Below are 12499 nucleotides of genomic sequence, written 5' to 3'. Positions count from 1 at the left end.
CCCGGCACGGCGCCTGCCTAGTGATCCCCGTCACTGTGCAATATACTAGGACATCCAAGGGTTTGGAAGGGCGGCGCTGCTCTGCAGGCGTTGCATGACGAAGGGATACGTGCCCGTGCAGCCACAAGGACGTGCCAGCGGACCGTCGGCGCCAGCCGAATCAAATAGAGCGGAAAACGGAGCCGAATCAAATACAGCGGAAGACAGAGCCGTCGCCGCATCCGAAGCCGCGGCGGAGCCGCCGTTTCCCGACGCCGACCTCATGTACATCGTGGATCTGCTGCCGCCGGACGAACAGCTCCGCTACCAGGAGGTCCGGGAATTCCTGCAGTCCCGGATCCGGGCCGCATCAATCGACTACTGGAACCGCGAGGAGTTTCCCTTTGGGCTGCTCGCCGAACTCGGCAAATACGGTTTGGGCGGGCTGCAGACGGACGGCACGTCCAAGCTCTTCAAGGGGCTCATGTATGTCGAGGTGGCGCGCGCCGACGTGTCCCTCTCCGCGCTCGTCGGGATCCACAACGAGCTGATCGTCGGCATGATCGACGAGCTCGGCTCGGAGGAACAGAAGGCGCGCTGGCTCCCTGGCCTCACCGCGTTCACCCAGCTCGGGGCGTTCGCCCTGACGGAGCCGGACCACGGCTCGGACATCGCCGGCGGCCTGGAAACCACTGCGCGGCTGGACGGCGACGAGTGGGTCCTCAACGGCGCCAAGCGTTGGATCGGCGCCGGCACCATCGCGGACTTCGCCCTCGTGTGGGCCCGGGACGTCGCTGACCAGCACATCAAGGGCTTCATCGTGGAGACGGACCGTCCGGGCTACACCGCAACCAAGATCGCCAACAAGATCGGCCTGCGCATCATGCAGAACGCGGACATCGTCCTCGACGAGGTCCGGATCCCGGCGGCCAACCTGCTGCCCGGCGCCACCAGCTTCTCCAAGGCCAACGAGCTCCTGCGCGATTCGCGGGCCTGGGTGGGCTGGCAGGGTGCCGGCATCCAGCTGGCCGCGTTCGACGTCGCGCGCGCCTATTCGCTGAAGCGCCGCCAGTTCGGCAAGGAACTGGCCCGCTTTCAGCTCATCCAGCAGCAGCTCGCCGAGATCCTGGGCAACGCGACCGCCTCCCTGGCCCTGATGGCCCAGCTGGCGCGCATCCAGGAAGAGGGCAAGCTCGAGATGGTCCAGGCCGCCATGGCCAAAGCGACCACCACGCGGCTGGCGCGTGCCTCGGTGGCGATGGGACGGTCCCTCATGGGCGGCAACGGCATCAGCAGCGACTATGAGATGGGCAAGCTCTTCGGCGACGCTGAGATTCTCTATACCTATGAGGGCAGCTACGAAATCAATTCACTGATCGTGGCGCGGGCCGTGACGGGAAAGTCCGCTTTCGTCTAGGCTCCCCGCGGGATCTAGGCTCCGAGTGTGTCAGCGCCGTCCCGCGCCTGGCCGCTCCGTGCCGGCCCGTTCTGTGCCGGGCTGTTCCGTGCCTGCCCGGCCGGGGCAGGCTGAATCGCCGGGCTGGCGTGGCCGTAGCGGGACGTGCGGTTGCGGCCGCCGTTCTTGGCCTCGTACAGGGCCCGGTCCGCGCAGTCCAGGAGCGAGCCGGCCGCGGCGTCGCTTTGCTCGCAGACTCCGGCGGAGATCGTCAGGAAACCAACCTCCCCGAACGGTTCGGACGCGATGGCCTTGCGGGCGCGTTCGGCGGCGCGCAGGGCCTCGGCACCGTCCGTCTCCGGGAGCAGCCACACGAACTCCTCGCCGCCGAATCGGGCCACGATCTCCTCGGCGCGGGCGACCGCCCGGAGCCTGGCCGCGACCTCCGCCAGGACCACGTCGCCCGTCAGGTGGCCGTGAGTGTCGTTGACCCTCTTGAAGTGGTCGATATCCAGGACGACGGCACTCAGGCTTGTCCCGCGGGTCCGGGACTGCGCAACATGCTCGGCGAGGTGCCGTTCCAAGGCCCGCCGGTTGGGCAAGCCACTGAGGGCATCGGTAGTGGCCTGCTGTTCGAGGTCGGTCCGGGCCTCCGTGTTGCCGATGGCGATCTCGACGAGCTCCGCGAACTGGGCCAGCCGCTCCATCATCGCCTCCGTGACCCCGGTGCGCGACTTCGACGTCAGGCTCACGGCGCCCCACAGGCTGCCGCGGACCCGGATCGGCGCCGCCGCCGCAGACTGGAAGCCGCCGGCGCGCATCTGCTCCGCTGCCTGTCCACCTTCCGCCCGGTAGCGAACCAGGGCCGGCTTGCCGGTCACGGCCACCCGGACAGTGGCCGACTCGTCCGTCGGGGCGAAGATCTGCCGCCGGCTCAGCGTCGGCGGCAGCGTCGGCGCCATGGCGACGATTTCCGCCGAGGATGCGCCCGTGAAACGGACGACGGCGGCGGAATCGACGTTGAACAGGTCGCGGACAATCGCGGCGACCCGCTCAGAGATGGCTGCGGGGGCCGCGTTGCGGGCAACTTCGGTGGCTATCTCGTGCAAAGCCTCCCAAACTTTTTGTTGCTGCAGGCGCTCGGTGATATCAACCGCCACCACCATGCCGGCCGCGGCCTCGTCGTCGGAGTAGACCGGCCCGGCGTTCAGCCGGTAGGTGCGGTGGCCGATCTGCCGGCTCCAGGAGACCTCGCGGCCGGCGAGGGCAGCGAGATAGCGCGGCTCGAGCTCGCTGGCGAGATTGCCCTTGAGCACGTCCTGGATGCGCTGGCCTTCGAGCTCTTCCCTGCGGTAGCCGAAGGTCTCCAGCTCCTGGCCTTCGGCGATCAGGTAGCGCAGCTCGGCGTCGAAGAGGAGGACAAAGACGCCGGGGACGCTCCGCGCCAGGGCGCGGTACCGGTCCATGTCCCGTTGCCGGCGCCGGTCGGCCAGGACACGCTCGGTGATGTCCGTGACCAGGACGAAGAAGCCCTGCACCGCGCCGTCCTGGGTATCGGGGGTGTAGGTCACCTCGGTGAAGCGGGACTGGCCCGCGGCATCCACCAGCGTCCGGTCGAACTGCTGCCGCTTCCCGGCGAGCGCTCCCTCGATGTGCGGCAGGTTGGCCTCCAGGACGGTCTCGCCGAGCACGTCCCGGACATGCATGCCGTGAAGCTGCTGGGGTGCGAAACCGAACCACTCGCAGTAGGCGTCGTTGGCCAGGCGGTTGCGGAGTCCCGTGTCCCAATAGCCCACGAGTGCCGGGATTCCGTTCAGGACGGCCCGCAGCTGCGCCGGGATCTCAGGCAGTGGCGACGGACCGGCATCGTCCCTGTTGAGCGGGCTGCGATTAGTCATTGCCCCAGTATCCATGGCCGGGTTGCCTGGAGGGAAACGTCAGTGTCATCGACCGCCAGCGTGTCTGCGCGACAGCGGGACTCAGGGCATGAACCTGTAGCCGATGCCGGCCTCGGTGAGCAGGTGGCGCGGGCTGGCGGTATCCGGCTCCAGCTTGCGCCGCAGCTGCGCCATGTAAACCCGGAGGTAGTTGGTCTCCTTGGCGTAGGCCGGACCCCAGACCCTGGAGAGCAGCTGCTGCTGGGTGATGAGCTTTTCCGGATTGCGGACCAGAACCTCCAGAATCTTCCATTCCGTGGGGGTCAGCCGGACGTCCTCGTGGTCCCTGGTCACCCGGTGCTTGGCAAGGTCCACGGTGAAGGCATCGGTCCTGACCACTGATTCGTGTTCCGGTTCGACGCTGCGGCGCAGCAGGGCCCGCAGCCGGGCCAGGAGCTCGTCCAGGCCGAACGGTTTGGTGATGTAGTCATCCGCGCCGGCGTCGAGCGCCTCAACTTTGTCCTCGGAGCCGTGCCGGGCGGACAGCACCAGAACCGGCACGCTGCTGAAGCCGCGCAGCTCCTTGAGGACGCTGGTCCCGTCAATGTCAGGCAGGCCGAGGTCCAGAATGATGAGTGAGAGCGGGTTCTGAGTGGCCGCCAGCAGTGCTGAGGTCCCGTCGACGGCGGTGGTGACGGCGTAGCCGTTGGCCTGGAGCGTGATCCGGAGGGCCCTGAGCAGATGCGGGTCGTCGTCGACGACGAGGACCGCCGTCATGCTGCGTCCGGTCCGGACGTGACGGGCAGCGCATGACCACGGCGCGCCACCAGCGAGCGGGGCTCGAACGGGGCCTGGGCCCGGTGCCCGTCATACGGGGTCCCCGTCGACAACGGCAGCCGGATAATCATCGTCAGCCCTCCTCCCGGTGTAGCTTCCGCGGTCAGGCTCCCACCCATGGCGTCCGTGAACCCTTTCGCTACCGCAAGCCCGAGCCCGATCCCAGTGGCCTGCGGGGCGTCGTCGAGCCGCTGGAATGGCCGGAACATTTCCAGGACACTCTCCGCAGGGATTCCCCGGCCGTGATCGATGATCCGCAGCTCGCCGGCAGGACGCCCCCCGAGAGTCGCCGGGCTCAGCCCGCCGGCCGCCCCGACCAGGACGATGTCCGAGTCGGGGGCATATTTCACGGCGTTCTCGACGATGTTCGCAATCACCCGCTCCAGCATTCCAGGGTCGGCTTCAATCTCCGGCATGTTTGGAGGCAGGTCCACCCGCACCCTCCCCGCGGGGACGGCGCTCAGGGAACCCGGGATGACCTCATACCAGCGCACGGGTTTGAGCAGGGGATTGACGGCATCCGACGTGATCCGGGACATGTCCAGCAGATTGCCGACCAGCGCGTCCAACCTGTCCGAACACTCCTCTATCGTAGCCAGCAGCTCCTTCTCCTCTTCCTTGGTGAAATGGACGTCGTCGTGCCGAAGTCCGCCGACAGCCAGCTTGATCCCGGCCAGGGGCGTGCGCAGGTCGTGGGAAACGGCCCGGAGGATGGACGTGCGCATCGTGTTGCTCTCGGCCAGGCGCAGCATCTCCCGCCGGCTCGCCACCAGCTGCTGTCGTTCCAGCTGCGCTGCCAGATGAACCCCGAACGCCCCCAGAAGGCGCCGGTCGCTTGCGGGCAGAATCCGTCCGAACAGCACCAGGCGCGTGGAGGCGTCGATTTCTTCGACGTTGTCGCCGGCGGCATCGCTTCCGGTCCCGTCAGCGGACAGGGCAGGAATTTCACCTACGGCGGCCTGGAGACGCCACTGCCGGTCCGGGCTGGCTCCGCTGTCGCCGTCCGCGAGGCCGTAGCCCAGGCTGAAAACAGCAGCACCACGGACCTGGAAAACGCTCAGGGCTTGTTCCAGCAATGCCTGGACCGTGTCCTCCGAGCCGGCGGCACTGCGCGTCAGGTCACCGAGCGTCGTGGCTTCGGCGCGGGCCCGCGCGGCCTCCTTGGAGCGGCGGGCCGATAGGTCGACCACAAGGGCGACGGCGGCCGAGACGCCTACAAACACCAGCAGCGCCAGGAAATTCTGGGGATCGCTGATGGTGAGGTTGCCCAGCGGCGGGGTCGAAAAGTAGTTCACCAGGAGGCTGCTCCACAGTGCGGCCAGGATGGCCGGCCACAACCCGCCGATCAACGCCACCGCCACCGAGCCGGTGAGCTGGACCAGCATGGCCGCAGCCACATTCTGTTCCGGATTCAAGAGCGACAGCAGGAGTTGCAGGACCACCGGGAGCAGCACAGCAAGACCGAACCCGGCGGCCACCCGGATGCGGCCAAGGTCCCGCTGCCGTGGCGGGCGGGTTCCCCGGCCGCCGAGCGGATGGGAGACCATGTGGACGTCGATGTCGCCGGAATCGCGGACCACCCGGGTGCCGACCCCGCCGCCGAGCAGATTTCCGACCAGGCCGGCGAGCTTTTTGTGCCGCGAGATGCCGACGACGATCTGGGTGGCGTTGACGCTGCGGGCGAAGTCCAGGAGCGCGGCAGCCGGATCCTCGCCGGTCACGATGTGGTAGCTGCCGCCCAGGTCCAGGATCAGGCGGCGCTGGGCTTCCAGCGCCTGGGGCGACTCCTCGGCGAGGCCATCGGCGGACCGGACGTGGACCGCCAGCAGGTCCCCACCGCTGACGCGGTTGAGGATCCTGGCCCCGCGGCGGATCAGGACTTCTCCTTCGGGGCTGCCGGTCAGCCCGACCACGATGCGTTCCCGGGCCGGCCAGCTTTCGTCGATGCCCTGTTCGGCCCGGTACTTGGCCAGGCCCTCGTCCACCCGGTCGGCGAGCCACAGCAAAGCCAGTTCACGCAATGCCGTGAGGTTGCCCAGGCGGAAATAGTTCGAGAGGGCGGCGTCGATCTTGTCGGCAGCGTAGATCTTGCCGTCGCCCAGGCGCTGGCGGAGCAGCTCGGGGGAGATGTCCACGAGGTGGATCTGGTCCGCCTTCCGGACGACGGCGTCCGGCACCGTCTCCGCCTGGTGGACATCGGTGATGGCGCTGACAACGTCGCCCAGGGACGCCAGATGCTGGACGTTGACGGTGGAGAGCACGTTGATGCCGGCATCCAGAAGCGCATCGACGTCCTGCCAGCGCTTGGGATTGCGGCTGCCGGGGATGTTGGAGTGGGCGTATTCGTCCACGATCGCGGTCCCTGGCGCCCGGGCCAGGACAGCGTCGAGGTCCATCTCCTCGAACTCCGTGTCCCGGTAGGGCAGCTTCCGGGGTGGAATGACTTCGAGTCCCTCCAGCAGCGCCCCTGTCTCGCTGCGGCCGTGGTCCATGGCGAACGCGACGACGACGTCCTCGCCGCGCTTGCCGAGCCGGTGGGCCTCCTCGAGCATCTCGTAGGTCTTGCCCACACCCGGCGCGGCGCCCAGGAAGATCCGCAGCGTTCCACGTGCCATGCCGTCATTCTCTCACTTGGATTGTGCCGGCTGCGACGGCAGCGCGGCCGCCGCCACGGCGAGGTTGAGGGCAGTCACGTTGACCGACGGCTGGCCGAGAAACGCGACTAACCCACTGCTGGTGTGCTGCTCCATCAGGGAGGCAACGGCGTCGGTGCTGAGGCCGTTCGCTGCTGCCACCCGCGCAAGCTGCAGTTTGGCGTACTCGGGTGAAATGTCCGGGTCCAGTCCGGAACCGCTGGCCGTCACCGCGTCGGCCGGCACCGCTGCCGCATCCACGCCTTCAGCGGCGGCGACGGCGGCCCGGTTCGCGGCGACGGCCTCGAGCAGTTTCGGATCGTTGGGCCCGAAGTTGGTGGCCGAGGACGACGCCGGGTCCCACTTCACGGCCGAGGGCCGGGGGTGAAACCAGCGCGGGTCCTGAGCGCCGGCGTCGTTAGCGGATGACTGGGCGATCAAGGCAGACGCGGCCGGGTCGCCGGCGGCGTCCTTGATGATGGAGCCGTTCGCCTGATATGGCGCGATGAGCTGTGCGATGCCGAAAACGGCCAGCGGGTAGGCGACGCCGAGGGCCAGTGTGGCAAAGAGCAGGAACCGCAGTGCGGTGCCGGCCTGGCGGAGGTAGCCGGTGAGTGCGTTCATGGGGGTGTTCCTAGCCGATTCCGGGGATGAGGGAAATCATGAGGTCGATGATTTTGATGCCGATGAAGGGTGCGATCAGGCCGCCGAGCCCGTAGATCAGCAGGTTCCGCGCCAGCGCCTGGTTGGCGGAGACGGCACGGTATTTGACCCCGCGCAGAGCCAGCGGCACCAGGGCGATGATGATGAGGGCGTTGAAGATCACTGCGGACAGGATGGCTGAGGCCGGGGTGGACAGGCCCATGATGTTCAGCAGTCCGAGCCCGGGGAAGGCTGCGGTGAAGAGGGCCGGGACGATCGCGAAGTACTTGGCGACGTCGTTGGCGACAGAGAAGGTGGTCAGGGCGCCGCGGGTGATGAGCAGCTGCTTGCCGATGCCGACGATGTTGATGAGTTTGGTGGGGTCGGAGTCGAGGTCGACCATGTTCGCGGCGTCCTTCGCGGCCGGGGTTCCGGAGTTCATGGCGACGCCGACGTCCGCCGCGGCCAGGGCCGGGGCGTCGTTGGTGCCGTCACCGGTCATGGCCACGAGCCGGCCTGCGGCCTGTTCCTTTTTGATGACCGCGAGCTTGTCCTCCGGGGTTGCTTCGGCCAGGAAATCGTCGACGCCGGCTTCGGCGGCGATGGCCTTGGCGGTGATGGGGTTGTCGCCGGTGATCATGACGGTCCGGATGCCCATTTGCCGCAGTTCGGCGAAGCGGGCGTGCATGCCGGGTTTGACGACGTCGGCGAGGTGGATGGTTCCCAGGATGTCCGCCCGGCCGTCCTTGTCCACCTGGGCGACCAGCAGGGGGGTGCCGCCCTGGGCCGAGATTTCCTGTACCCGGTGGTCGACCTCCGCCGGAGTGTGCCCGCCGAAGTCGGCAACGAACGCCGCCACCGTGGAGGCCGCGCCTTTGCGGATCTGCCGGCCGTCAAGGTCCAGGCCGCTCATGCGGGTGCTGGCGCTGAAGGGAACCACGGCAAAATTGCCGGAGGAGCGTTCAAGTGTGGCCAGATCGGACCCGGTCACGCCCTTGTCCGCGGCGAGGTCCACGATAGAGCGTCCCTCGGGGGTTTCATCGGCCAGACTGCAGACCCGTGCGGCCTCGATGAGTTGGGTCCTGTCCACTTGGTTGGCGGGGAAGAAATTGACGGCGCGGCGGTTGCCGTAGGTAATGGTTCCGGTCTTGTCCAACAACAGTGTGGTGATGTCCCCGGCGGTCTCCACGGCACGGCCGGAGGTCGCCAGCACATTGTGCTGGACCAGGCGGTCCATGCCGGCGATGCCGATCGCCGGGACCAGGGCCCCGATGGTGGTGGGGATCAGGCAGACCAGCAGGGCGACAAGCACGATCGGAGACGGCGTGGCGCCGGCCAGGGCGGCGAACGGTGCCAGAGACATCGTCACGGCCAGGAACACGATGGTCAGGGACACCAGCAGGACGTGCAGCGCGATTTCGTTGGGAGTCTTCTGCCGCACGGCGCCCTCCACCAGCTTGATCATCCGGTCGATGAACGTCTGTCCAGGCTCGGCCGTGATGCGGATGACAATCCGGTCCGAGAGGACCCTCGTGCCGCCGGTGACGGAGGACCGGTCACCGCCGGATTCGCGGATCACCGGGGCTGATTCGCCGGTGATGGTCGATTCGTCGACGCTCGCCAGGCCTTCGATGATTTCGCCGTCCGAGGGGATGACGTCCCCGGCCTCGCAGATCACCACATCATTGAGACGCAGCTCCGTGCCGGGCACGTCCCGGGTGGTGCCGTTGGGCTGGCGGAGCCGGGCCTGGACGCCTTTGCGGCTGGCGCGGAGGCTGTCGGCCTGGGCTTTGCCCCGGCCCTCGGCGATGGATTCGGACAGCGTGCCAAAGAGGACGGTGAGCCACAGCCAGGCTGTGACCGCGATGCCGAACACCGACGGCCGGTACAGGGAGATCGCCGTGCACAGGCCAGCCCCCACCAGCACGGTGAACATGACCGGGGAATGGATCATCTGCCGCGGGGAGAGTTTGCGGACCGCGAGCGGCAGGGCCGCGAGGACGGACGCGAACGTGAGTTTTGCCGGGGCCTTGGTGTGGTGCTTGTGTTCGCCGGGGGTGCCGAGGGGGTTGCCGTCGGCGTAGGTCTGGGCGTCGGTGTCCGTGGCTAATGCCGTGTGAGACCGGGTCATTTGAGGAGTCCTTCTGCGAGGGGTCCGAGGGCAAGGGCCGGGAAGTAGCTCAGGGCGGTCATGATCACTGTCACGCCGAGCAGCAGCGAGCCGAACAGTGGGCCGTGGGTGGGGACGGTGCCGGCGGAGGCGGGAACCTTGCCCTGACGGGCGAGGGAGCCGGCCAGGGCCAGCACCAGGACAATCGGGAGGAGCCGGCCCAGCAGCATGCCCAGGCCCATCATGACCGACATGAAGGGGCCGGAGGTGGTGATGCCACCAAACGCGGAGCCGTTGTTGTTGGCCCCGGACGTGAAGGCGTAGAGCACTTCGCTGAACTGGTGGGGACCGGTTGCTGGCGCGTTGGCCATGATGTCCGGCAGCAGGACGGTGATTCCGGACAGGGCCAGCACCAGGGTCGGGGTGACCAGGATGTACATGGCGGCGAGCTTCATTTCCGTCGGGCCGATCTTCTTGCCCAAATACTCCGGGGTGCGCCCGACCATGAGACCTGCGATGAAGACGGAAATGATCGACAGGATCAGCAGGCCGTAGAGCCCGGAACCGGTTCCGCCGGGAGCGACCTCGCCGAGCATCATGTTCACCATGGCTATTCCGCCGGCCAGCGGCGGCAGCGAATCGTGGGCGACGTTGACGGCGCCGGTGGAGGTCAGAGTGGTGGAGGTAGCGAAGATCGCGCTTGGCACGGGGCCGAAGCGCTGTTCAAACCCCTCGCCCAATCCGCTGGCGGCCGCTGTCGCCGTTCCCTGCCCGGCAGCCACGGCCCAACCCATCAGCGAAATCGAAGCCAGCCACAGGGTGCCCATCACGGCGACCACCGTATAGCCCTGCTTCTGGTCGCCCACCATCCGGCCGTAGGCGTAAGGCAACGCCGAGGGGATGAGCAGGATCAGGAACACCTCAAAAAGACTGATGAAGGCGTTGGGGTTTTCGAACGGGTGGGCCGAGTTGGCATTGAAGTAGCCGCCGCCGTTGGTTCCCAGGATCTTGATGGCTTCCTGGGAGGCGACGGGACCGCCGGGAATGGTCTGGCTGACCCCGGACGCCTGGTTGACGACGTCCGTAGGCCAGAAGTTCTGCACCACACCGCCGAGGACCATCACCACAGCCGCGACGAACGCGATCGGCAACAGGACCCGGAACGAGGTCCGGGCCAGGTCCACCCAGAAGTTGCCCAGCCGGTCGGTGCGGGTCCGGGCGATGCCTCGGATCAGGGCGATAACGACGACGATCCCGACGGCGGCAGAAAGGAAGTTCTGCACCGCAAGCAGGGCCATCTGCACAAAGATGCCTACCGTGGTCTCCGGTACATAGGTCTGCCAGTTCGTGTTGGTCACGAACGAAATGGCCGTGTTCATGGCCACCCAAGGATCCACGCCGGGCAGGGATCCGCTGCCCGGCAGGACGCCCTGCAGCCGCTGGAGGCCGAACACGGCCAGAATGGACACGGCCGAGAACGCCAGGACGCTGCGCAGGTAGACGGACCAAGTCTGCTCGGTGTCGGCGTCGACCCCGGCCAGCCGGTAGAAGAGGCGCTCGGGCCGGGATGACGTTTTGCCCTCGAAAACCCGGGCCAGGTAGATGCCCAGGGGCTTGTGCACGGCCGCCAGAACGATGAGGAGGGCCGCCACCTGGGCAGCAAAGGATGCAGCGTTGAACGTCATGATCCGCTCACCACTTTTCCGGGTGGATCAGGACGGCCAGCAGGTAGCCGAAGAGGCACAACCCGGCCAGCAACAGAACGAGCCACATGATCGCGTCGGCGCTCACTTGCCGCTCTCCGGCCGGTCATCGGCACTGCCGACCATTCCGGCCAGGACGTGGCCGATCCACATGACGAACCCCATGGACACCATGAGGATTCCGATAACAGCCAGGTCGGCCATTGCAGGTTCCTTTCATCCGCGCCCCGTTTGCGGGGCTACTGAAAGTCAATCCCTGCCAAGAGCGAAATAACCGGTTCCTGATGGTTTCTTAACGCCCGGACGGCCGATCTTGACGCAGTCTTAACGGGCGCGGAAAGCGCGCCGTCCCGCGGCCATTAGCCGACGTGGACCCAGGGCCGTTTGGTGACGTCCGGTTCGGCTTCGCGGAGCACTTCGCGCGTGACCGGGGCGATTTCACCTTCGCCGAAGGCCAGGAAGCGCAGCAGGTTGGTGACCGGGTTGCCTTCGGTCCAGCGGAAGTAGATGTGCGGCATCAGCCCGGTGACGTCGCGGATGTGCAGCAGTACGGAAGCGATCGTGTTCGGCACAACTGGCCCGTGGACCTCCAGGATCTGGTAACCGTGCCGGGTGACCCCGTTGACCTCGAGCGCGGTCTCGAAGTCCGAGGAGTCGTCCACGACGACTTCGAGGAACAGCGCCTGGTAGTCCACGGGGAGGTGGCTGACCTCGATCGCGGACGTGAGCTTGTCCAGGTACGCTTCAGGGCTCAGCCGCAACGGCTCGTGGGCGATGATGGCGATCGGACCTTCCAGGTTGGCGGACATGAACTCCAATGCCTTCCGGTCCATGTGGACATGGGTCGCGTGGAGTTCGAAGGAGCGCCGGATGCGGGAAAGCAGGGAGATCACAATGATGCCCCCGATGAAGAACGCGGCGATCCGGATGCCTTCGGGCCGTTCGATGATGTTGGCCACCGTGGTGTAGATGAACACGACGGCGATGACGCCAAACCCGATAGTGCGTTTGCGCTGTTTCCCGCGCCGGGCGGACAGTGCCACCGCCACCGCGGCGGAGGTCATCAGGACCAGGACGCCTGTGGCGTAAGCGCCGCCCTGGGCGTCGACGTCGGCGTCGAACAGCCAGGTGATCAGGAACCCCACCAGGGTGAACACCAGGACCAGCGGGCGCACGGCCCTTGCCCACCCGGGGGCCATGCCGTACCGGGGCAGGTAGCGCGGCACGAGGTTCAGCAGCCCGGCCATGGCGGAGGCGCCGGCGAACCACAGGATGGCGATGGTGCTCAGATCGTAGACGGTGCCGAATCCGTTTCCCAGGTA

8 protein-coding genes and 1 pseudogene are annotated in these 12499 nt (G+C 67.2%); 1 reads left to right on the top strand and 8 read right to left on the bottom strand.

Annotated elements, in window-relative coordinates; genetic code table 11:
- Nucleotides 1-262 precede the first annotated feature (262 nt).
- On the top strand, nt 263-1396 hold the full coding sequence (locus AC1DN2_RS20740; protein WP_243181414.1) for an acyl-CoA dehydrogenase family protein: 1134 nt from the start codon (nt 263-265) through the stop codon (nt 1394-1396).
- Between the two features lie 14 nt (nt 1397-1410).
- Here the strand turns inward: AC1DN2_RS20740 and AC1DN2_RS20735 are convergent, their stop codons facing one another.
- The 8 genes and pseudogenes from AC1DN2_RS20735 to AC1DN2_RS20700 form a co-directional block, all read right to left on the bottom strand.
- Nucleotides 1411-3273, bottom strand: coding sequence for a sensor domain-containing diguanylate cyclase (locus AC1DN2_RS20735; RefSeq protein ID WP_476851796.1), 1863 nt, complete (start codon nt 3271-3273; stop codon nt 1411-1413).
- 81 nt (nt 3274-3354) lie between these two features.
- The gene (locus AC1DN2_RS20730; protein ID WP_230008106.1) at nt 3355-4029 is read right to left on the bottom strand and encodes a response regulator; all 675 of its coding nucleotides are present in this window, start codon (nt 4027-4029) and stop codon (nt 3355-3357) included.
- Nucleotides 4026-6704 (bottom strand): DUF4118 domain-containing protein, encoded by a 2679-nt coding sequence (locus tag AC1DN2_RS20725; RefSeq protein ID WP_476851795.1) that lies wholly within the window; start codon nt 6702-6704, stop codon nt 4026-4028. The genes AC1DN2_RS20730 and AC1DN2_RS20725 overlap by 4 nt, the downstream gene beginning before the upstream one ends.
- 12 nt (nt 6705-6716) lie before the next feature.
- The gene (gene kdpC, locus AC1DN2_RS20720) at nt 6717-7346 is read right to left on the bottom strand and encodes a K(+)-transporting ATPase subunit C (protein WP_476851794.1); all 630 of its coding nucleotides are present in this window, start codon (nt 7344-7346) and stop codon (nt 6717-6719) included.
- A 10-nt stretch (nt 7347-7356) separates the two neighbouring features.
- The gene (gene kdpB, locus AC1DN2_RS20715; protein ID WP_476851793.1) at nt 7357-9495 is read right to left on the bottom strand and encodes a potassium-transporting ATPase subunit KdpB; all 2139 of its coding nucleotides are present in this window, start codon (nt 9493-9495) and stop codon (nt 7357-7359) included.
- Nucleotides 9492-11159 (bottom strand): potassium-transporting ATPase subunit KdpA, encoded by a 1668-nt coding sequence (kdpA, locus tag AC1DN2_RS20710; protein ID WP_476851792.1) that lies wholly within the window; start codon nt 11157-11159, stop codon nt 9492-9494. Before kdpA ends, kdpB begins: the two co-directional genes overlap by 4 nt.
- A 7-nt stretch (nt 11160-11166) precedes the next feature.
- Nucleotides 11167-11265 carry a potassium-transporting ATPase subunit F gene (locus AC1DN2_RS20705; protein WP_344361134.1) on the bottom strand — a complete coding sequence of 33 codons (99 nt, stop codon included), beginning with the start codon at nt 11263-11265 and terminating at the stop codon, nt 11167-11169.
- 271 nt (nt 11266-11536) lie between these two features.
- Nucleotides 11537-12499, bottom strand: a pseudogene (locus AC1DN2_RS20700) (amino acid transporter); the annotation flags it as partial.

It is taken from the genome of Arthrobacter sp. 01L42 (assembly GCF_056400005.1).
Note: the sequence above shows the minus strand (reverse complement) of the source record. Positions and strands in the feature narration are given on the sequence as shown.